A 22,344-nucleotide genomic window follows, 5' to 3' on the forward strand; every position below is an offset into this window, starting at 1 on the left:
TGAAATAATGGAACTTACCATCGACATGCCCTTTTCGCCTACATTTCTGCACTATATTCAATAAAGTAAATAAAAACTTAAAAAATGCAGTATTACATATTCTTTTTAGTCCAGATCATGTTAGAATTTCTTATGTTGTTTATTTCATAATCGAATTATGGTTTCATATCTAATTCAGCAACGTGTGAGCTGTATACCAAAAGAAAAGACACCTTTCGGGTGTCTTTTCTTTTTTTATCTAATCAAAATTTTTTCTATATATTTCTAAAAATCCAGTGTATTTCTCTAATTTATATTGCTTATTAAAAGGTATTACGATTAAAGTACTCACCATTTCTCATCTATATAATTAGATGAATATCTCATTTCCAAATCAAATTTCCAGTACTATATTTATTCTCTTAAAAATCTTCTATCTTGTTCTTAAATTCGTCAAAATCTTCATATAACTATACAAAAAATATATGCTATTATGTTTTTAAGAAACTATGTGTTCCCTTAACCCTGTATCCGGCCCTGTATTTTTTACAGGGTCTTTGTTTATTTGATTAACTTTTGTCAAAGTAATATCCTATCATGAATTAAAAGAGAAATTTAGTCATGAAAAATCACAATATTTTACTTACTAAAACCTCTCTATAAAAAGAAATTCCATTTCAAACAAAACGGCTTAGTAATGCATTTCTTTTTGAAATTAAGGAGTAAACAACAATGAAAAAAATCTTTTTTACAGGACTTATAATACTAGTTTGCATCAGTAGTTTGTTCTGGTATATGTATCCCTCACCATACCTTGAGAAATTAAATCAAAAAGAACAAAGATTGTACAATCAATTTCACAAAAACAATGATGTTGTCCTACTACAAAACCAAAACCCAGAAACGATTGTAAGATTGTTTCTATATTCTATTAAACAGGAGCATAACGAAACTACCTATCGCTTTTATACAACGCTTAATGATGAAAATGATAAACAAATGTTTTTAAAAAGTGCAAAGTCTCAAAAAGAATTGTTATTTAGGTTTAAATTTGCAAATAAGCCTATTGAAACTAGCCAAAACTATGCATGTATAAAACTACCGTCACTTTTTGATGATGTATACTTCGAAATGACTCAAATAGACGGTATATGGTTAATAAATGAGCCACCTATTCGTATACAGTAATCTATTTATATAATTCTGTTCCTCTGTTTAACAATCTACAACAATTATTAATAGACAATAAAAGGTTAATTTTGGAATGCAGTCTGTTTTTTACAAATAAATGTAACTATTCTGTATTCCTTCCTCTATCTTATTATTAATAAAACATTAAAAATTCTTTGCCCCTACTATATTCAAAGTTAATATGAAAAACTTTCCCTTGAACACTCCTTTAGTTGCTCCATAGCAATCTTTCGCGCATGTTCCTCACTATCTATCAACGAAAATCCTTGTGATATATAACTCCAAAATTCATAACCACAATCCTCCATCCATCTATAAGCTTCTGTTGTATACAAACCATCTTTTCTTTTAATGATTTGAACCTTATAGTTTTTACTTGGAGAAAAAAACTCTTGTATAACCTGCTCCATTTATGTAATATCCCCCTTAAATCTGTTATATGAAAATATATTTTTAAATAAAATCTCTTAAAAAGAAGCCTCTTTTATAAGGATGACTTAATCTAGCTTTTTAATAGGTTGAAATACCTTGCGCAACATGAGAGTGTATCCAATCTACATTCTCAAAATAATAAAAGGTACCATAAGAAACTCGAGGTTATTTAGCCAACTAACCGAGTCAACATCTGAGTCCAATACATTCCTACCGCCTTAATTAAATTATCTATACGTTATCAAGACCTAAATCCAAAAAACACTTAAAATATCATACTCCAAACATATTGTATATGACTAATATGTTTGGAGCTTTTATTTTTGGTAATGAGTTTTGAAACTGAATTTGAATAGTATTTTTCTCTATCTGGATAGAAATAAGTAAAGTACCATAAACGGTCGTTTTTGGAACAGTAACTTCATAAAACTCACATCAATTAGGGGGCACCATATCAGAAGTGGAGAATTAACGAATTTTAAGAATAACCCTCGAGACACATAAAGCGACTAAATCTTTCGCTTGGTACTTACTGGTTCGTTGAACAAAACCAACATCTCTAGCAAAATCTCGTAAGATATTTGGAGATAAAAAGCTTTGAATTTCTTGCGCAAATAGTTGTAATTCATCAGAAACAGAAATAGACATACAAAAACGCCATCCTTTCCTATGATTCTACAGAAAGAATAGCGTATTTTTTCATTTTAGGGGGCATTTCTTTTTATTAGCTTGATAGCGATGGGGTACCACCACACAGTTCTACATTATATATTTTTTCATTTTTAAGACCTTTCATGCTCCCATATGACACTTACACTTATCAGTATGCACTGACCATTTTAATGCTTCTCTTTCTCTCTTCATCAAATCATGTTTTTACTCGTATATGAATTATATAATTACGCTGCAGATACTGAGGCCTTTTTTCCCTTTCTCTTATTCTTTTTCTTATACCACCACATATACACACCAGTAAACATTAAAATAGATGGAGTAAGCCCACCAATCACATACAAGATCTTTGTAAATACTCCTCCAAATGTTCCTGTATGTAAAGGAAGACGCCATATTTGATATGTAAGTCCGCTATCTACTTTTGGGTCTAGCTTTGCTAATATTTTTCCACTATACTGGTCCATCCATACCTTTATATTCCCATTCCCCGGATCATATGAACGACTCATCCGGATTTCCACAGCACCTTCTGCCTTTCCTTTTTTCGCTTTCTCCGGTATTCTTACTTGCAGAATTTTTCCTTGTGGTACTGCTTTTTCCGCTTCACTCAACAAGTAATCAAGGGGAAGTTTTCCTCCTGAAAGCGTTTTCGAAATAAGTGTCTCTTTTGATGGTGTCACACTAGCTTTCGCTCCAAACCATCCAAAAATTGTTTTATCATACACCAACAGACCACCTGTTAGCGAAACGATTAGCAAAAACGGAACTGAAACACCTCCAATGACTCTATGTAGATCATATTGTTTTATATACGAATTCTTACTTCGGCGTATAACAAATCCGCGCATCCATTTTTTAATCCCAGGCCACCATAAATATAAACCTGATAAAATAATGAAAAAGAAAATAAATCCAATGATGCCAACAATCTCTTTCCCCTTAAAATCATTAAGAAGTAAATGATAATGAAGTTCCCCAACCTGATTAAAAAATGATTTTCCACCTAACTCTCCATTGATCCTACCATTTCCTGGATCGATGTAAACTTCTTGTTTCGCCTTTCCTTCTTTCAAATTAAATAAATAAACACCTTGAGCACTTGGTTCATCCGGGGTATATACCCGCTGAATCTCACCCTTTGGATGTACTGCCAATACAGTTTGAAGTGCTTTCTGATAAGTAACCTTTTCGCCTTCTGTTACTTTGTATAAATCAGGATGTAACACACGATTTAATTCGTGTTGAAAAACAAGCAAGCTCCCTGTCAATCCAATCAGCACAATAAACATCCCAGCTATCATGCTAAGGTATAAATGAATCTTTCCAACAACCTTACGAACTTTCATACATATCCCCCTCAATTTAATGAAAAATCAAATTAATATTAAAGATAATAATTATCATTGTCAATAAAAAATTAGACTATTTTCATTTGTTATTTTTATTCTGTTAATCACAAAAAAACTTTATCCTTTCATCTAAAATCTAGTAAATACACTACGTACCCTTTCTCATTAACATAAGAGAATAGTAACGTTCTTTTAACTTTAAGAATTGTCTTAATCCTTAAGTTGATGGATGTGGGGTGCTATCCCATCGCCATCAAGCTAAGCTCATACAACGTCAATTATAGTAGAGGCTGTTTCCTTTTTCTAAAGGCTACATGTAGGAAATTTAAAGATTTGCATACGAAATAAACCCTAACGGGTTTCATTTTTTTGAATTAAGCCGCTTGATTAAATCGTTGATTCAGTCCTTCAGGACTGATGAGTACTTCTGTTGATGCTTCTAAGCAGCTAGATAGCTGAGTTAAAGACGTTGTAGCGACATTTTGGTTCATCCATACACATAAAGCAACTAAATCTTTTGCTTGGTACTTACTGGTTCGTTGAACAAAACCAACATCTCTAGCAAAATCTCGTAAGATATTTTGAGATAAAAAGCATTGAATTTCTTGAGCAAATAATTGTAATTCATCAGATACAGAAATAGACATACAAAAACGCCACCCTTTCCTATGATTCTACAGAAAGAATAGCGTATTTTTTGTATTTTGTTTTGTTAGCTTGATAGCAATGTGGCTATGCCCCTTCTTAAGGGGGCTTTTTTATGCTGCAGGTTCTGTTGGAGCTGGTTGAACAGGAGTTACTTCCCCGCCATCCATTTTATCATTCCTCATGGATTGATTCATAAATTCACCAATTATTTTTTGCAACTCATCCATTGGAACAATGTTCTTTTCAGAAGTATCGAATGTGAATTTGATTGGTTTATCGATAGATTTGATATCAGAATTAATATTCATATCAAATTTAATTATTTCTTTTTCGTCTTTAGAATTTTTTGCTTCGACATGAATTGCTGCATCCTGTTTTTTAATTGTTTTTCCATCCATTGTATAAGTTAAAGAAATAGAAGATTTATCAAGATTTGCATCTTTCAATTCTTTCTTAAAGTCTGCAATTTCTTGTTTTGTTCCAGTGAAGTTTTTCATTGTAGACATTTCATCAAATACCTTTTCAATCACTGTTTTTAAATCTTTACCTGTTAATTTCACAGTATATACATCTTTTTCTTTTGTAAATTTGTCTTCAGGAAGCGCTTTGATTGCATCTAATAAAGCTTTCTGTACTTTCTCTTGGATTTCCGCAGATTCTTTTGTATCTACTTCTCCTAAATCTTTCATATCCATTTTGATAACTTTTCCTTCTAGAGTAGAAAAACTATCACCAGGAACGCCAGCTAATTGTAATAGTGATTTTACATTATTCGCTTTTACATATAAAGCCTTTTTCCCTTCATCCATAAACATTGGAATCGATATATCCATTTTCATTGCATCTGTTTTAATATTTGCACCAATTGTTATTTCATCTTTTTTTGCATCTTTATCTGTTTTTGAATCAACAGTAATTGATATGTTTTTTAACATATCCATTGCCGCTTTATTTTCTGTTTTCATATCTTTCGCATTAGAATCGAATTTAAAAGAAATTGAACCACTTGATTCCATTTGTTTTGCATTTAAAATGTTTTCTGTTGAAGAAACAACTGTTTCTTTTGCAGATTTTCCACACGCAGATAAAGCGAAAAGACTTAAACTTGCTGCAACCACTAATCCCATTTTCCCAAACTTCATAAAATCACCCTTTCAATTCATTAACCTATCAATCATAGCATAAAAAATAAGGAATAGTAATATATAAATGGAAAAATATAACTACTCAGCTACCCTCTTGATTTGAGAGTTTCTTATTTTCTGTATCTTTTAGGTTTACCTTCTTTTTTTCTCGTTAACACTTGAATTATCAAGGTTAGGAGGGGAAGGAGATGAAATATCAGGTAAACTAATCGGTCAAAACATGGAGTTGAAAATGCTTGTATCATCCATTGTATTAGAAAAAGAAGGTGCTTTCAGACAGAACCATGTACCAACAATGCGGAACGAAGAAAAACTGCCTACTAATAAACTGATTTCAGAGAAATTACTTTCTTTATTCAATAAAATAAATGATTATAAGCGGATAAAAGAAAAATTAATAGGCAAAACATTAACATTTGTACCCGACCATCCCATAGTCATCAAGCTAAGATTTTAAAGTATCCCCTAAATAGAAATTTTGTGTTTTTTATAGCACCGAAGTTCATTTTTATCGTTTTGGGGAAGAATGTGTTTCTTAACTCTTCTTCTTTTATATTGGCTACTCTAAAATCCATTTCTACATACTCATTGTTTATATATTGAGTCATGTTCTAGCCTCATATATTATTACAATTATTTTTTTTAGCTTTAAGATAAAAAGAAAAAGGTAATCCGAGCATAGCGATAACAGTAGCTATTATAAATACATCATGAATACTAAGTGTAAAGGCTTGTTGTTGAATTGATATAAGACTTCCACTTAGCTTTTCTGTATGTACAATCATACGTGCAGCTACTATAGAAGTGAATACGCCGATAGCAAGGGAACCAAAACTTTGTCTCGTCCAATTATTAATAGAAGATGCATGTCCAGATAAGTTTAAAGGAACTTCTTCCATTCCAGTGTTACTAGTATGAAACCTATTATTGTCCATTGAACAGAGTCAAGATCAGTTTGGAAATATCACATTATTTCAGGAATCGAAACATTAATTGTGCTCATATTTAAAATTGATAAAAATATCCCTAAAAATAGAATTTATTATTAGGATAAATGAATCTGTGGTACTTTTTTGTTTGTTCATGTTTGTTTTCTACCTAATGATTTTTGGAATATGAGATTCAACTGCTTTACTTCTTCAGAAGATAAGTCCCACCAAAGTGTTTTGATGATGTTTTTCCTCGCCTAATCCATCACATTTAAGAAATGTAGTCCCTTTTGAGTAATTTGTAAAATGACAATAAAGTTATTTAATTTTAAAAGCTTAAACAAGCATAACCCCGTTCTAAATATAGGACGGGGTTATGCTTGTTTAATCTTAATGTAAGAAACTTTACTACAAGAAAAAATATAACAATAAAGTCGTTTAAAAATCTAAATTTCATTCAAAAATAACACCCGATTGCGGAAGACCGTTCTGTACATCTGTGATTGTGCAATATTGCAGAAATGATCTCGTTTACTTAAAACACCTCGTAAGCTCTCAGGGGTTGATTCTTTGTCCGATAATTTGAGCACATTCTTCTGGCGATGTCTTTGTTGTGTCAACTTTGATGTTATAATGTATGCCAATGTGAACTGCAGTCGCTTGCGACACTGCCATTCCTGCAACTCGGTTTCCTCGTGCGCTTTCACGAGTGGATGCCACGATGGGATCACAGAAAACACCAACCCACAACACCTGCAACCCTTCCAAGGCAGCTTCCCAGCAATTGCAAGCATCTACTCCGCTAATGAAGACATCATCGATAATCACCTGGGCTCCTCTACGGGCCATCTCGCCAATACCGTTCATCCATGCAGATTCTAATTTGCGAAATTCCGTACCTGGACTGACAGACCCATCGTCACCAAATTTAATTCCGCTGTCTGCTTTCAACATTGCATCAGGCATAGCGTCGATTAAATCGTCGATACTGAACCTTAACCAAGACGTTGGCAATAAATTCTGCAGACACTTTGCGATAGTGGTCTTCCCGGAACTCGATCCACCATTCAGAATAATTACGTCTACCATACCTTTAACCCCTCTTTGGGACATAAGCTTAAATGCTTCTTATGTCGATATGATGTTCTTTAACTTAATAACAATTATGTCAAATTAACATCGCTTTCACAATAAGATATTCCAGATTATGGCCCGATTGTTGAATAGAATGACCCGCATTTTTTCAACAACTTTATTATTTTTCAAACGACTTTCTTTGTAAATTTAACAACTTTATTATCACTCTACACTATATGACTTATACCAAAAGTTTAATTAAAGAAAAAGAACGCCATCCCTGAAAATTGGCGTTCTTTTTTCTAAATTTAACCCTCTAAGGCACTTTATATTTACAACATATTGTATTCAACTTCAAACTCAATCTTCCGCTTTACTATTACTTATGATACGATACGCACCTATACAGTTTCTACTACCGCTTCAAGCATTGTTCCATTTTTAGCATAATTCGTATGCCAAGAAAAAGCTTTTTCTAAAACATGAGGAGTTTGTCCACCCCTTGTTAGTGCTTCTTGGTAATAAGTTCGTAGTTGGTCACGATACATTGGATGTGCACAATTCTCAATAATCAGTTCCACTCTTTCCCTTGGCGCCAGTCCCCTTAGGTCAGCGTACCCCTGTTCAGTGACGATAACATCTACATCGTGTTCAGTATGGTCTACATGAGAGACGAAAGGAACGATACTTGAAATGTTACCACCTTTCGCAATGGATTTAGTAACAAAGATAGCTAGGCGTGCATTTCTTGCAAAATCACCAGAACCACCAATGCCGTTCATCATTTTTGTACCTAAAACGTGAGTAGAGTTGACATTTCCGTATATATCTAATTCTAAAGCAGTATTAATCGAGATTAATCCAAGGCGGCGAATGATTTCAGGATGATTAGAAATCTCTTGCGGGCGCATCATTAATTTGTTGCGATATTTTTCAAAGTTGGAAAATACTTGTTGCATTTTCTCTTCAGAAAGCGTGATGGAGCAGCAAGAAGCAAAATGTACTTTCCCAGCATCCATAAGATCAAAGACCGCATCCTGTAATACCTCGGAATACACTTCTAAATCTTCAAACTCCGAATCTAACATGCCATGCAGGACTGCATTGGCTACTGAACCAATTCCCGATTGTAACGGCGCTAAACGATTCGTTAATCGGCCTACCTTTACTTCTTTTCGAAGGAACTCTATTAAATGCTGTGCCATAATAACAGTTTCTTCATCTGGAGGAACAATTGTCGATGGCGAATCAAGTTGGTTCGTAAACACAATCCCTTTCACTTTTTCAACATCAATTGGAATACCGATTGTTCCAATTCGGTCATCCGATTTCACGAGCGGAATTGGAAGCCTTTCCCCTTGTTTTCCTGGTTCATATAAATCATGCAGCCCCTCTAATTGTGTAGATTGAGCCATATTCATTTCAATAATAATGGACTTCGCATTTAGGGAAAACGCTAAGGAATTTCCAATTGAAGTGGTTGGAATAATCATTCCATCCTCAGTTATTGCAACCGCTTCCAAGATAGCGACATCTATATCCATAACGTCAGCACGGAGTAGCTCTGCTGTATGAGACAAGTGCTGATCCACAAATAAAAAGTCTCCATTATTAATTCCTTTTCGCATAGTCGTATCAGCTTGGAAAGGCAATCTTTTTCCTAAAATTCCTGCCTCAGCAAATAATTTATCTACATCCGAACCTAAGGAGGCTCCAGTATAAACATTTACTTTAAAAGATTTATCATGCTTAACTCGGTTCACCAGCGCAAATGGGACTGCTTTCACATCTCCTGCACGTGTAAACCCACTTAAGCCTAAAGTCATTCCACTTTGAATCCAGGAAGCCGCTTCTTCAGGTGTAACTACCCGGTCCTTCAGACGATGGTCCCTGATTCTATCCAAATTATTCTCCATATGTAATCCCTCTCTTAATGAATATTCATAATTATTTTACACTTTAACACTATCAAAATAGGGATTTTGGTATACAATATGAAAAATTCAGATAAAGTAGCGAATCTAGGTTCTAAAGCAGAAAGTCTAGAATCCTAGAAGCTTTCGAAAATAACTGGCATATGATTGACTAACTGGTACCCGCTCACCATTATTCATCGAAAGTAAAAAAGTAGAATGGGTATCAGGATAAATCGCTTTAATATGATTAACATTTACAATAAATGAACGGTGGCATCTAATAAATGAATCCTTCGGAAGCAAGTATTCGAATTCTTGCAGAGAGTATTTATGTGTTCCTGATAACTCTTCCGAATTCACATACGTCTTTTTATCTTTAGCCTCTAAATACAGGACCTTTGAAAAAGGAACTGGAATCCAGCCGTCTGTTGTTTTTAAGGTAACGACCGATTTTCCATCCGTTAAAGCTGGATAAATTGCCGTCACGCAACCCTCAAGCTTTCCATTATTTAAAAATGGTACGGCCATTCCATGATAAGGAATACCAAAAACATCCCGGTTAATAAACTCAGAGGCCTTTTGCTTCGTAACCATTGCTTTATGGGCAATCGTTCCTTCCTTTATAGGATCTCCAACGCTAATCTTTAAATCAATTCGTTTACTTGGCCTATAGTAGATATATTCTTTTGTATTTGAAACGGCAATTGAAATTTCATCTGAAAATAATTCACCAACGACATCTAGTAGTAAGCCTAATGTTATATCTTCCATACTATTAACACCTCATCCACTATTATACTACTATTATTAAAATGCACCCTTTCTTTTTATAAACATTGCAACTTCATTCAAAACTTCGCGCCTTTCTTACAAGCACAGTGACTCTACTTCAAAATCGTACAAATTTTAAGATCAAACCCTCCTTCAGCAAAAAGGGGTGTCCATATGATAATTCTTGAATGGAGTCATTTCATGTCACTTTAAAGAAAGAAGAATAAGAAAAACAACAAAAATACATCGGAGATATTAAAATTTTGTATTGGTAATTCTAAATTAAGTACTTGAAAGGCAGATATGAAATTCCCTAACAAGAAACAACCTATTGCAATGGTAATGCAAACCCAGAAGACTCCTAACTTAATTTTTCTGGATAATATAGAATAAAGTAATGAGATAAATACAATAGTCTCAATAACTAAGGATGATAGTCGTATATTAAAATCTGATACAAAATAATGATTCGGAAAAACAAATAAAAAGATAAAGCAAAAGCTTAAATAAGCTATTAGAGCTATAAATAATAAATAAAAGTGCACATATGATTTTTGACGCAATAGATTTACCTTCTTGAGTTTTTCTATACTTTTATTAAAAAATATCATTATGGCTGAACAACCCATATGAATTAAAATGGGTGCTGCCTATTATCTCTATTATGACCTTTTTAAAAGATTTCTTTCTACATACTACAGTCTTATTTAATATCTGTAGATGTTTACTATTTTTTAAACCGAGGATTCCAAAAAGAATACGATAAAAAATGTGGTTTCTTTAAAGTATTTGCACACCGTAAATTTGAATGATACAGCTTAACTCTCCCTTGAATATGAGATAGAATCTAAGCTTCCATTGGATCATAGTTAGCTGCTGTTCGTAACCATTATAATTACATCAGAGGTGATGTCAATTTCAAATAACTCCCCTTTTAATGGACAAAAGACAAGTGACATTTTGAACAAAAGTGCGATGTTTATAATAATGATGCTATGTTTTATCTCCCTAATCGAAGAATTTCAAATGATTTAGGATTAGGTGAAGGAGATATTGCATCTCCTAAAAAAGAATGTTACTCTAAAAATAGAATTATGAAAGGAATGATGGATGAATAATGATTAACTAATTTATATTTTAAGTTGAAATTTATAACTTCACACTACAAAATATAGGGTTAGTCTATCCATTTTTTTAATTCAGTTCATACTTTATTTGTCATGATTCAAATGATTAATAAGTACTTATTAAGTACAAGCGAAAGACTAATCCTTCCAATTACAAATTGGAGGTTTTTTTTATTCCCTTATATGTACGCTGGTATTTATTAATCAGTAAATTTACCTAACAAATAAAGGAGAGAGAAAAATGAGTAATTCAGACACTATTGTTACACATGTAATCCTCTATATAAGTCGTTAATATCCATCAAACTTATATAGAGGAATTAAAAAATGGATGGATATTCCGACTTTATATGAAAAGTTTCGATATATAAAGGAGGAATTATTATGTCAATGATAAAAGTTCAAGACTTAACTTTTTCATACCCAGGTAGCTTTGATAATATTTTTGAAGGTGTAAACTTTCAAATAGATACAGATTGGAAACTGGGATTTATCGGTAGAAACGGACGAGGTAAAACGACATTTTTTAATTTATTATTAGGGAATTATGAGTACAGTGGGAAGATCCTTGCTTCGGTAGAATTCAATTATTTCCCCTACCCTGTTTCAGATAAGAACAATTTTACTCATGAAATCCTTGAAGAAATTTGTCCCCAAGCAGAAGATTGGGAATTTCTACGTGAAATATCCTATTTAAATGTTGATGCCGAGGTCATGTACAGACCCTTTAAAACATTATCAAATGGAGAACAAACAAAGGTGTTGCTTGCTGCATTGTTTTTGAATGAGGGGCAATTTCTATTAATTGATGAGCCAACAAATCATCTAGACACTGATGCACGAAAGATGGTCTCTGATTATCTAAGGAAGAAAAAAGGGTTTATTTTAATTTCACATGACAGAATCTTTTTAGATGGATGCGTTGACCATATCTTATCTATAAATAGAGCAAATATTGAAGTTCAAAGTGGGAACTATTCTTCTTGGAAGTTAAATTTTGATAGACAGCAGGAACACGAAGAGGCTACAAATGAACGTTTGCAAAAAGACATAGGAAGATTAAAACAGTCTTCCAAACGTTCAGCAGGTTGGTCTCATGATGTGGAGGCTTCAAAAAACGGAACGAGGAATTCAGGCTCTAAGTTGGATAAGGGGTTTGTAGGGCATAAAGCAGCCAAGATGATGAAAAGAGCAAAAAACCTAGAATCAAGGCAACAAAAAGCTATTGAAGAAAAGTCAAAATTACTAAAAAATGTAGAGAAAACTGAGTCATTAAAATTAGAAGCATTGAAGTTTAAGTCAAATGAATTGGTTACTTTGGCGGACGTGTCTGTTAAGTACGATGACCAATTCGTGAATGAGCCGATTAGCTTCATAGTCGAACAAGGTGACCGGATTGTGCTTGATGGAAAGAATGGGAGCGGGAAAAGTAGTATCCTAAAACTAATTCTAGGACATCCGATACAGCATACAGGCTCATTTACTTTAGGTACAGGACTCATTATTTCCTATGTCCAACAAGATACTTCTCATTTGAAGGGATCGCTATCAGACTTTATTGAAGAGCACAAGATTGATGAGACGTTATTTAAATCCATCCTACGAAAGATGGATTTTGACCGAATTCAATTTGAGAAAGATATATCTCATTATTCTGGTGGACAAAAGAAAAAACTGCTTATCGCTAAAAGTTTATGTGAAAAAGCTCATTTATATATATGGGATGAACCATTAAACTTTATAGATATTTATTCGCGTATGCAGATTGAAGAGCTTATTCAACAATTTAATCCTACAATGGTTATTGTTGAGCATGATAAGGCATTTCAACAAACAGTTGCAACAAAAACTATACCTATGTAGCTCAACTCGAATAATTAAAGATATAATTAATAAATCAAGTCATTAATCTATAAAGCACTTTAATGATGTGATGAAAAAAGCCTAATTTCTCTACAAAGAATTGAGAAATTAGGCTTTTTAATAGGAAATTTAGTGTCGTCAAGAACAAAACGCTAAAACATATGAACACGCAACGATCTGTACGGTATGGTTATAGTAACGTAGCTCACGAACCTCACGAACCTATATGGTCTTTCGTGAGAGTGGTGATGGCACACCGCAATCTTGCACGTCAGCGATACCAGAAATGGACTTCGCCTTTGGTAGCAAGAATCCCACTGACGTTAGTCAGCTTGCCCCTTTAGGGGTGGGAGTGTCAAAGAGCACTTTCTTATTTTACATCAAGCTTATAAACTTAATGAATTCATCTTCATTAACAGGTTTACTGTAGTAATAACCCTGAATTAGATAGCATGCATTTCGTTGTAATACTTCTAATTGTTCCTTCGTTTCTACCCCTTCTGCGATCACTTTCATGTTTAAAGTATGTGCTAGTGAAATAATGGTATGAATAATTTCATCTCCATCCGTAGAAGTTCCGATCCTATTAACAAATTCTCTTGGAATTTTCAAGGTATCAATTGGATACAAAGGGAGATATGCTAATGAAGAATATCCTGTACCAAAATCATCAATTGATAAATGTACACCATATGATTTTAATACTTTTAACTTCGCTAACGTTTCCTTTTCATCTACCATTGCGATCCGCTCCGTTAATTCTAAATCAAACGAACTAGCAGGTACCCCTACTTCTTCTATGGTAGATATGATTGTTTGAACAAAGTCCTTCTGTTCAAACTCTATAGCTGATAAATTTATCCCCATTTTTAGATTTGCATAGCCCGTAGAATGCCACTTTTTCAATTGTTGACACGCTTCCTGTAACGTCCATTTTCCGATTGGAATAATTTGCGAGGTTTCTTCCGCAATAGGTATGAACTCAAAAGGTGAAATAAGTCCCAGCTCTGGATGTTGCCAACGTATTAAAGCCTCTGCACCAATAACCATACCAGTCTTACTGTCAACTTGTGGTTGATACAATAAATACAACTCATTATTTTCTAATGCATTCGGTAAATCCTGTTCTAATCGTAATCGTCTTGTTATTTTTTCTGATAATGTCTCGTCATACATGCAAACAGCATTGTTACCTTTTTCCTTTGCACTATACATAGCAATATCAGCATGTTGTAAAAGTGTAGTAGTATTTATTCCTCCAAACGGATACACTGCTATTCCTATACTAAGAGATAAGTAAAAACTATGCTGATTTACTACAAATGGTTCTTCAGTTATACGAAATAGAGTTTCACACAAATCCAATAGCTGTTGCTCTGTGTGGTTATGGACTATGATTGCAAACTCATCTCCCCCTATTCTCGCTAGAGGAATAGCCGGTGACAGACATGTCCTAAAACGTTTAGCAACTTCTTTTAAAACACTGTCACCAATTGAATGTCCCAGTGTATCATTAATGGTCTTAAAACGATTTAAATCTATATACAAGAGTCCAAATTCAACCTGCGTTTTTTGTGCACGCTCAATGGATTTTTCTAATTCTTGTTGGAAGAATATTCGATTTCCAATCTCCGTCACTGTATCATGGAATGCTAGATAGTTTATCTCATCTTGTTGTTGCTTCATTCTCGTAATGTCTTTTACCATTACATAACTCCCAAAAGTTTGTCCTTCTATCATAATAGGAACAATGGTGACGTACCAAAAATGAATGTTCTTCTCATTATTATTTTTTACACGTAATTGTAACGAAGCCGAACTGCATCGTTTACCTTCTTGTAGAGCTGCTTCCAATTCAGATCTATCTTCATCTAAAAAAATTGAGAAGCACTCTTTACCTATTAATTCATCACTGTTTTTTCCTAATAACATACTTCCAGCCTGGTTTATATTTAACACCGTACCATTTGAATCAATCGTTAAAATAGGATCTGGATGATACTCATATAATGACTTAAATCTCTCTTGATTTTTGACCAAATCATTGGATTTGTTTATTAAATCTGCTGTTCTTTGAGATACTTTTTGTTCTAATTGATTATTAAACACTTTTAACATTTCGGTTAAATCTCTGTTTTCCATTCGTACGATTGTATGACGAATCAGCACAAATACAAATGCAATACAATTTCCAGTAATAAGTGTAGCCGAGGAAGTTTGCTCTTTAAAAGTAAAACCAATTAAGACTGCAACTGCAAGATAAGGAAATATAACAAGAAGTTTCTTTCCGAATGTGGGATCGATAATGAAATAATTCCTTCTAGAAGATGCATTCTTTGGTATAGTAGCAGCAATGGCGATAAATAATAGGAAAACTCTATACAAACACCTTAATAATATAACTGAACGATCTGACAAATCATCTTGCAAGTAAAAATACAAATAGTCCGTAATAGCCAATCCAGATAATACTAGGATAAAAATAACTAATTTACTTTTCGCATTAAAAATAGCTGGTCGAAAGATCAGACTAACTCCTAATAAAAGAAGTAATAAATCTATAATCGGAAAAATAAACGAGAGAAAAACATCTCCAATTGATAAGAATAAGATATTTGCAGAAGGTTTATTAAATAGATACCACTCTAATGTAAAAATGGCAGTAACAACAATACATAAATCACAAAGTAAATACGCTTTTTCCCACTTGTTACATTCCATAATGATTTTATAAAAGAACGCAAAAAGAAAAAAGAATAAGAAAAACAACAAAAATACATCGGAGATATTAAAATTTTGTATTGGTAATTCTAGATTAAGTACTTGAAATGCAGATATGAAATTCCCTATCAAGAAACAACCTATTGCAATGGTAATGCAAACCCAGAAGACTCCTAACTTAATTTTTCTGGATAATATAGAATAAAGTAATGAGATAAATACAGTAGTCTCAATAACTAAGGATGATAGTCGTATATTAAAATCTGATACAAAATAATGATTCGGAAAAATAAATAAAAAGATAAAGCAAAAGCTTAAATAAGCTATTAGAGCCAATATCAATACATAAAATTGCACATGTGAATGTTTACGCAATGGATTCACCTTCTTGAGTCTTTCTATACTTTTATTAAAAAATGTCTTTATGGTGGAACAACTCATATTAATTAAATTAGTTTCCGCCTATTATCCATATTATGACCTTTTTAAAAGATTTCTTTCTAAATAATGCAGTCTTATTTAATATCTGTAGATGTTTACTATTTTTTATACCGAGGATTATAAAAAGAATAAGATGAAAATAGTGATTTCTTTAAAGGATTTACACACTGTAAATTTGAATGATACAGCTAACTACTCTTTGAATGTGAGATTTAATATAAGCTTTCATTGGAACATAGTTAGTTGATAACTATCACACTTAGAAGAAATAAAAATACATAATCATGAACTTTGAAATGCAAAGCAATTCACCAAAATCACTGTAACTATTATAGTTACACAAAGAAGTGATGTCAATTACAAAAACTATTGCTTTAAAATAAAGTTTAATAAAAAGTTGCAGCGAACATTCATTTCATCATAAAAAGAATCCCTTATATTTTGAACAAAGATTGTTCTAAATATAAGGGATTTATAACTTACCCCTCAAAAATTCCATAAAAAAGATTGATTGTTTTGGTAGGCGAATAACTTATAACAACCACCTTTTCTTTATAAACTTACAAATTCACTTTCTATATTATCTTGTTCGCAACGAATGGTAGTAAGTCGCTATTAATGTCATTAACATTGGAATGGTAATGACAAGTGAAAATAAGAAAACTGTTTCAAATCCACAACAAGTAAACAACTTTATAAAAACTATCCGTCCTATATTAGGATGGACCATAACCGATAAGATGAGCAATTATAACCGCTATTAAACCGATTGAGTATTCAATGAGAATCAAAGGGATAATCCACCTTGCCCACTTTGTCCAGGAAATTCCTGCAATTGCCAAACCAGCCATTAGCGTACCACCTGTCGGAAAAATAATATTTCCAATACCATCCGCGAATGAAAAGGATAATACTGCTGTTTGGCGTGTAATGTGCAATAAATCTGCAAGCGGTGCCATTATAGGCATTGTCAACATCGCATGACCACTACCTGATGCTAAAATAAAATGAATAGCTACTTGGAAGTTGTACATTCCAACAACACTTAAAAAAGGAGAAATATGTTTCATTCCTTCCGATACTTGATAAAGTAATGGGTCTATAATATGCCCCTGATTCAATACGACTAGAATGGCACGTGATACACCAATAATTAAAGCTCCACTAATTAAAGATGCCGATCCCTGTGTAAAAGATTCTACGGTTTCATCAATAGATATCTTGCCAAGGATTGCAATTATTATAGTTAAGATAATAAATAAGGATGCAATTTCTGTTATATACCATTTGTACTTAATAACACCGAATACAAGAACAATATAATTGATTAAAAATGCCGTTAATATCCATTTATGTCTTTTTGTTAACTCTACTTTCGCTGTTAATATGTCATCTGAATTGTTTGTATCGAATTTTCCGTAAATTCCAATTGAAGGATCTCTCTTTACTTTCATAGCATGACGATAGACGAATGTAACAGCAATTACATATATGACTACGAATAATACTAGGCGGAACCCCATCCCCGAATACATAGGAAGACCTGCTATCCCTTGCGCAAGCCCCACTGTAAACGGATTCATAATTGCGGTTGTAAATCCGACGGACGCCCCTACCAATACCATCGCAGTTCCTGTTATCGTATCAAATCCAATCGCAAGAGCCAGTGGAATAAAGAGAGGTACATAAACCAAAGTTTCCTCGGCCATCCCCATTAATGATCCGCCAAGTGCAAAGAATAGCATTATAAGAGGAATCATTAACTTTTCACGATTCGCGAGTTTTTTTGCCATCGTTGAAACAAGAGCCTCAACTGTACCTGATGCCTTTAATACACCAAAAAATCCTCCGATAATAAGAATAAAAAAGATAATATTAGCCGCTTCTACTAACCCTGTAGGAATCGTTTTTATCATATCAAAGAATCCAAGTGGCGTTGATGCAATCCATTTGAATGAATTTGGATCTACTGTCGTATACCCATTTTTTTCAACATGTGAATATTCTCCAGCTGGTAATATATGTGTAATCACGGTTGCAATGACTAAGAGGACAAGTAACATTGCAAATACGTTTATTTTCCATTCTCTTTTTTCCTTTTTTTCTTCTGGCTCGAATAAAACTGTTTTTTCTGATACTTGACTCATATACCAATCCCCTTTTCATTAAATCTTTGGCAACCGACAGTCTGGTTACCTCTACTACCGAGCGTACCAGGCTGTCCTATTACAAATAACTCTTTATATTTTTAAAAGGTTACGAAATGCCCTTGATTCTTTTACTTATAACATTTTAGGATGTAACCACCTTTTTACTAATTTCATTCACAAAGTGGTTAAATAAACGCTGCTGTAGAGCATCCCTTTCCGACATCATTTCTGGATGCCATTGAACTGCTGCTACATAGTGATGAGCTTTGGATTCAATGGCCTCTATCACACCATCGAAGGACCGAGCGCTCACTTCAAAATCCCTTCCCAGCATTTTCACTGCTTGGTGATGAAAAGAATTCACCATTAAGGATTTTTGACCAATAGCCTCATAAATTTTTCCCTCTTCAAGAAGATCTACGGAATGAGAGCCTTGCCATTTACGGAACTGTTCCCGAGCATGGAAATATTCGGGGCCCATCTCATGTTCTAAATCTTGATAAAGAGACCCACCAGCTGCAACATTCAACACCTGTAATCCTCGGCAAATTCCTAAAATCGGAATATCTCTTTCTAAAGCCTGTTTTGCCAGATTTAATTCAAAGTTATCTCGTTCTTCCTCTACAGTGCCTATATACGATTTTGGAATATCACCGTAATAAAATGGATTGACGTCCGCGCCACCAGCCAATAACAATCCATCTAATTGGTTAAGTGTAGAATCGATTTGATCAACTTCTTCAATTGGAAGTAGAACAACTGTTGCACCTGCTCTTTGAAGGGAACGGATGTAGTCATAAGAAAAGATAGCCATATCTTGACCTGGTAGCCCTCGCAAGCCCTCCTTCCCTATTTCACTATGATCAACATAATACCCAGTAACACCAATTAGTGGTTTCATTTCCTCTCACCTCATACTTAAAATGGTTTCGTTGTCTTTCTTTGTTGGAATTGTATATTCTTACCCTCCCTTTTCTAGCAAATGGTAAAGAATCGGATATGTAAATTACTACTCTACTAATTTCATCATTTCTTTACGCAACATTTATACAAGCAATTATCGTGCCAATATTAAAATTCGAATGATTATTTACATAATTTTAAATAATTTGTCGTTTTTCAGTGCTCACTATGTTGATATGTATTATAATTGGTTATTAATTGGTTATATAATAACCAATTAATAACCAACTTTAGACCAATTACATTCAACTAAGAGGTGTTCTATGAGCGAATTTGAAAACAATCACATTGTATTGATTACCGTTTTAAAAGAAACACGAAAAGCCCTACATCAACAACTAACGGAGATGGTAGGTGATCTCATAGATATAGAAAGTTTTTCTGTAGAAGAAAATATTCCAAAAGTATTTCATTCAACATTAATCGTATTACCTAATAAATTTACTATAGAAACGGTCAAAGACTTTATAGGGGAAAACTGCGAAGTAATAATAGCAAAACGAACATTAAATTATGAAAACGTGGACCAACTTTTATTTTTGCCGGAAGGAACACAAGCACTATATGTGAATGATAATCACGAAACAGTATATGAATCTATTGAAACTATGCGTCAATTAGGGCTGAACCATATTGAATATATCCCATACTATCCTGGAAAAACGAATACACAAATGATCAAGCTTGCAATCACACCTGGCGAACTTGAAATTATCCCCGACTTTGTAGAAAAAGTGATTAATATCGGTCATAGATTAATAGATATTACTACAATCATGTCCATTCTAGATCGATTTCATTTAATGGAGGAATCAGGTAACCATGTTTCTGAGAGATACTATCGAAAAATAGTAGATTTAACGAAGAATCTAGCTAAAGCTCATCTACAACTTCATCAAGTTATTGATGGTGTTGGTGATGGAATATTAGCTATTGATCATAAAGGAAGGATTGTTGTCTTTAATGAATTGCTGGAAAACATGCTTAAAATAAAAAGCAAAAATGCTATTGGCCATCCTATCGATGCCATTATTGATAATATTGATTTGGTAAATCTCATCCTTTCAAATAAGCAACAAGAAAGCGGTATATTTGTTGTAAACGGCTTAGATGTCATAGTGGAACGTCTGCATATAAATGATCAATCGATTATTGTTACTTTTAGAAATGCCCTTAAGACCATTGGATTTGAACGTAAATTGAGAAAAGAATTTATCAAAAAAGGATACGTAGCAAAATACAACTTTCATGATATCGTTGGGATTAGCTCTCCTATCCAAGAAACGAAACAAATTGCCAAAAGGTTAGCTAAGACTGATTTAGCTGTTTTAATTGAAGGTGAAAGTGGTACCGGAAAAGAGTTGTTTGCAAGCGCCATTCATAATGCTTCCCTTCGAAATAGCGGCCCTTTTCTTGCCGTTAACTTTAGTGCTTTATCGGATGATTTAGTCGAGAGTGAATTATTCGGTTATGAGGACGGAGCGTTTACCGGAGCAAAAAAGGGCGGAAAAATGGGATTATTTGAGCAAGCAAATGGTGGCACTATTTTTTTAGATGAGATTGGAGATATTAGTCTTAAACTTCAAGCACGACTACTTCGAGTATTACAGGAAAAAGAGATCATGCGTGTTGGTGGAAGCCAAATCATCCCCATAGATGTGCGGATTATTGCAGCAACCAATAAGGATCTACTGAAAATGATTCGAGAAAATGTGTTTAGAGAGGACTTATACCATAGACTTAAGGTGCTCTTTATACACCTTCCCGAATTAAGGGTTCGTCGAAATGATATTGAATTATTAGCTAAACATTTTGTTTCCCTATCGAACCCTAAAGTCAAAATTGAACAAGAATTAATTGAAAAACTTCAAGAATATCCATGGTATGGAAATGTAAGAGAACTTAAAAATACCATAGATTATATGTTTGCTGTTCGTACCGGAAACCAAATAACAAAAAATGATTTGCCTAATCAGCATTATTTTCAAAAACCTCCACATAGGAAAACAGATAGCGACCAGGTCGAGAATAGACAGCCCCTTTATTCAAGTTCAACCGCTCTTGATGAAGAATCATTTTTCATCCTTAACCTCATCATGAATTATGAAGAAAGAGGAAAGGCAATTGGAAGAAGGATTATTTCTGAAAAGAGCCAAGAAATCGAAATGAATTTATCTGAGGCACAGGTTAGACATCGTTTGAATTTCTTGAAAATTAGAGGGTATTTGCAAACAAACAGAGGTAGGGCAGGAATTAATCTAACAAGAAAAGGTTTGGAGATTCTAACCACAAGCTTAGAACGTAACCTTTGATTACTTATCATCGGTGTAGTACAATTCTAAGCTTTTTTGTTTATAACTGCCTTCTTGCATGAATTTTAAACATATGCACATACTATTAACGGAATACTTGAATCATTGTCATTAAAAATGTTCAGCACTTCCGCTCCTTAAGAGAACAGTCTACGCAACTGTTCTCTTTTTAATTCCCTTGTTATACCTCGCAATAAAAATCCCAACAAAAAAATGCGATAAAACAGCCTATTTCTTAAATGGCAGCATGTCTTTCGGGGATTTTTAAACAATGATTTTTGTGCTTTAAGTAGAGATATTTCCACAGTAATGTGAGATCTAAAAAAAGTGAAACTTACTACTATAAAAACCTTACCAAGCGATATAAGTCCTTATTTCAAATACGCAGTTATAATCGTCTGCATCTCCGTAGATATTGAAAACAAGCGTTACCCCACTATCTACGAAGATGCAGATGGCACAATATTTTTACTTCATATTAATTATTTATCCCCCCCAGCTTACGCTAATAAATAAACCCAAAAAGTCATTCGTCTATTACGGTCGATCTGTTTGTTCTTTTTTGTATCTAGGCTTTCTTCATAAATATGTCAAGGTGTAATTGACAACCTTACTATCAACAGCCTTACAATATTCTCAACGTTTCTGCAACAAT

The 22,344-nt window shown here is 33.6% G+C and carries 14 protein-coding genes and 3 pseudogenes; 3 read left to right on the forward strand and 14 right to left on the reverse strand.

Annotation, left to right across the window (positions count from 1 at the left end; all coding sequences use genetic code 11):
• Nucleotides 1–711 precede the first annotated feature (711 nt).
• Nucleotides 712–1,167 carry a hypothetical protein gene (locus VK90_RS17435; RefSeq protein ID WP_048374240.1) on the forward strand — a complete coding sequence of 152 codons (456 nt, stop codon included), beginning with the start codon at nt 712–714 and terminating at the stop codon, nt 1,165–1,167.
• Between the two features lie 179 nt (nt 1,168–1,346).
• Here VK90_RS17435 and VK90_RS17440 read toward each other — a convergent pair whose 3' ends face one another.
• From VK90_RS17440 to VK90_RS30785, 11 genes and pseudogenes are all read right to left on the reverse strand, one after another.
• Nucleotides 1,347–1,580: a hypothetical protein gene (locus VK90_RS17440; protein ID WP_025147688.1), complete on the reverse strand. Its 234-nt coding sequence runs from the start codon at nt 1,578–1,580 to the stop codon at nt 1,347–1,349.
• A gap of 517 nt (nt 1,581–2,097) precedes the next feature.
• Nucleotides 2,098–2,250 (reverse strand): annotated as a pseudogene (locus VK90_RS17445) (IS4 family transposase); the annotation flags it as partial.
• 251 nt (nt 2,251–2,501) lie between these two features.
• Nucleotides 2,502–3,623 (reverse strand): PepSY-associated TM helix domain-containing protein, encoded by a 1,122-nt coding sequence (locus tag VK90_RS17450; RefSeq protein ID WP_048374241.1) that lies wholly within the window; start codon nt 3,621–3,623, stop codon nt 2,502–2,504.
• A 380-nt stretch (nt 3,624–4,003) separates the two neighbouring features.
• Nucleotides 4,004–4,273 (reverse strand): annotated as a pseudogene (locus VK90_RS17455) (IS4 family transposase); the annotation flags it as partial.
• Nucleotides 4,274–4,384: 111 nt separating this feature from the next.
• Entirely contained in the window at nt 4,385–5,416 is a 1,032-nt protein-coding gene (locus tag VK90_RS17460; protein WP_048374243.1) for a hypothetical protein, read from the reverse strand.
• Nucleotides 5,417–5,859: 443 nt separating this feature from the next.
• On the reverse strand, nt 5,860–6,027 hold the full coding sequence (locus VK90_RS30780) for a hypothetical protein (protein ID WP_231595899.1): 168 nt from the start codon (nt 6,025–6,027) through the stop codon (nt 5,860–5,862).
• 9 nt (nt 6,028–6,036) lie between these two features.
• Nucleotides 6,037–6,318, reverse strand: a complete 282-nt coding sequence (locus VK90_RS17465) for a hypothetical protein (RefSeq protein WP_048374244.1) — start codon at nt 6,316–6,318, stop codon at nt 6,037–6,039.
• A gap of 585 nt (nt 6,319–6,903) precedes the next feature.
• Nucleotides 6,904–7,437 (reverse strand): chloramphenicol phosphotransferase CPT family protein, encoded by a 534-nt coding sequence (locus VK90_RS17470; RefSeq protein WP_048374245.1) that lies wholly within the window; start codon nt 7,435–7,437, stop codon nt 6,904–6,906.
• A gap of 389 nt (nt 7,438–7,826) precedes the next feature.
• Nucleotides 7,827–9,341: an acetyl-CoA hydrolase/transferase family protein gene (locus VK90_RS17475; RefSeq protein WP_048374246.1), complete on the reverse strand. Its 1,515-nt coding sequence runs from the start codon at nt 9,339–9,341 to the stop codon at nt 7,827–7,829.
• Between the two features lie 126 nt (nt 9,342–9,467).
• Entirely contained in the window at nt 9,468–10,112 is a 645-nt protein-coding gene (locus VK90_RS17480) for a LytTR family DNA-binding domain-containing protein (RefSeq protein WP_002175050.1), read from the reverse strand.
• A 212-nt stretch (nt 10,113–10,324) separates the two neighbouring features.
• Nucleotides 10,325–10,675: pseudogene (locus VK90_RS30785) on the reverse strand (GGDEF domain-containing protein); the annotation flags it as partial.
• Nucleotides 10,676–11,623: 948 nt separating this feature from the next.
• Between VK90_RS30785 and VK90_RS17485 the strand changes: the two are divergent.
• Nucleotides 11,624–13,102: an Lsa family ABC-F type ribosomal protection protein gene (locus VK90_RS17485; RefSeq protein WP_048374247.1), complete on the forward strand. Its 1,479-nt coding sequence runs from the start codon at nt 11,624–11,626 to the stop codon at nt 13,100–13,102.
• Nucleotides 13,103–13,477: 375 nt separating this feature from the next.
• Here VK90_RS17485 and VK90_RS17490 read toward each other — a convergent pair whose 3' ends face one another.
• The 3 genes from VK90_RS17490 to VK90_RS17500 all read right to left on the reverse strand — a co-directional run bounded on the left by VK90_RS17490 (nt 13,478) and on the right by VK90_RS17500 (nt 19,315).
• Nucleotides 13,478–16,198 (reverse strand): sensor domain-containing protein, encoded by a 2,721-nt coding sequence (locus VK90_RS17490; protein WP_048374248.1) that lies wholly within the window; start codon nt 16,196–16,198, stop codon nt 13,478–13,480.
• A gap of 782 nt (nt 16,199–16,980) precedes the next feature.
• Nucleotides 16,981–18,411: a YfcC family protein gene (locus tag VK90_RS17495; protein ID WP_048374249.1), complete on the reverse strand. Its 1,431-nt coding sequence runs from the start codon at nt 18,409–18,411 to the stop codon at nt 16,981–16,983.
• A gap of 145 nt (nt 18,412–18,556) precedes the next feature.
• Nucleotides 18,557–19,315, reverse strand: a complete 759-nt coding sequence (locus VK90_RS17500) for a gamma-glutamyl-gamma-aminobutyrate hydrolase family protein (RefSeq protein WP_048374250.1) — start codon at nt 19,313–19,315, stop codon at nt 18,557–18,559.
• Between the two features lie 325 nt (nt 19,316–19,640).
• On the opposite strand from VK90_RS17500, the gene VK90_RS17505 reads away from it, so the two are divergent.
• Complete coding sequence (locus tag VK90_RS17505) at nt 19,641–21,689, forward strand: sigma 54-interacting transcriptional regulator (protein ID WP_048374251.1); 2,049 nt, start codon at nt 19,641–19,643, stop codon at nt 21,687–21,689.
• The last annotated feature ends 655 nt before the right edge of the window (nt 21,690–22,344 follow it).

Origin of the sequence: Bacillus sp. LK2 (assembly GCF_001043575.1) — a bacterium.
GTDB lineage: Bacteria > Bacillota > Bacilli > Bacillales > Bacillaceae_G > Bacillus_A > Bacillus_A paramycoides.

Coding starts and splice junctions, on each gene's coding strand:
- VK90_RS17450 (WP_048374241.1), bottom strand. CDS start 3,623: ATGAAAGTTCGTAAGGTTGTTGGAAAGATTCATTTATACCTTAGCATG.
- VK90_RS30780 (WP_231595899.1), bottom strand. CDS start 6,027: ATGACTCAATATATAAACAATGAGTATGTAGAAATGGATTTTAGAGTA.
- VK90_RS17440 (WP_025147688.1), bottom strand. CDS start 1,580: ATGGAGCAGGTTATACAAGAGTTTTTTTCTCCAAGTAAAAACTATAAG.
- VK90_RS17485 (WP_048374247.1), top strand. CDS start 11,624: ATGTCAATGATAAAAGTTCAAGACTTAACTTTTTCATACCCAGGTAGC.
- VK90_RS17435 (WP_048374240.1), top strand. CDS start 712: ATGAAAAAAATCTTTTTTACAGGACTTATAATACTAGTTTGCATCAGT.
- VK90_RS17475 (WP_048374246.1), bottom strand. CDS start 9,341: ATGGAGAATAATTTGGATAGAATCAGGGACCATCGTCTGAAGGACCGG.
- VK90_RS17500 (WP_048374250.1), bottom strand. CDS start 19,315: ATGAAACCACTAATTGGTGTTACTGGGTATTATGTTGATCATAGTGAA.
- VK90_RS17465 (WP_048374244.1), bottom strand. CDS start 6,318: ATGGAAGAAGTTCCTTTAAACTTATCTGGACATGCATCTTCTATTAAT.
- VK90_RS17480 (WP_002175050.1), bottom strand. CDS start 10,112: ATGGAAGATATAACATTAGGCTTACTACTAGATGTCGTTGGTGAATTA.
- VK90_RS17470 (WP_048374245.1), bottom strand. CDS start 7,437: ATGGTAGACGTAATTATTCTGAATGGTGGATCGAGTTCCGGGAAGACC.
- VK90_RS17460 (WP_048374243.1), bottom strand. CDS start 5,416: ATGAAGTTTGGGAAAATGGGATTAGTGGTTGCAGCAAGTTTAAGTCTT.
- VK90_RS17505 (WP_048374251.1), top strand. CDS start 19,641: ATGAGCGAATTTGAAAACAATCACATTGTATTGATTACCGTTTTAAAA.
- VK90_RS17495 (WP_048374249.1), bottom strand. CDS start 18,411: ATGAGTCAAGTATCAGAAAAAACAGTTTTATTCGAGCCAGAAGAAAAA.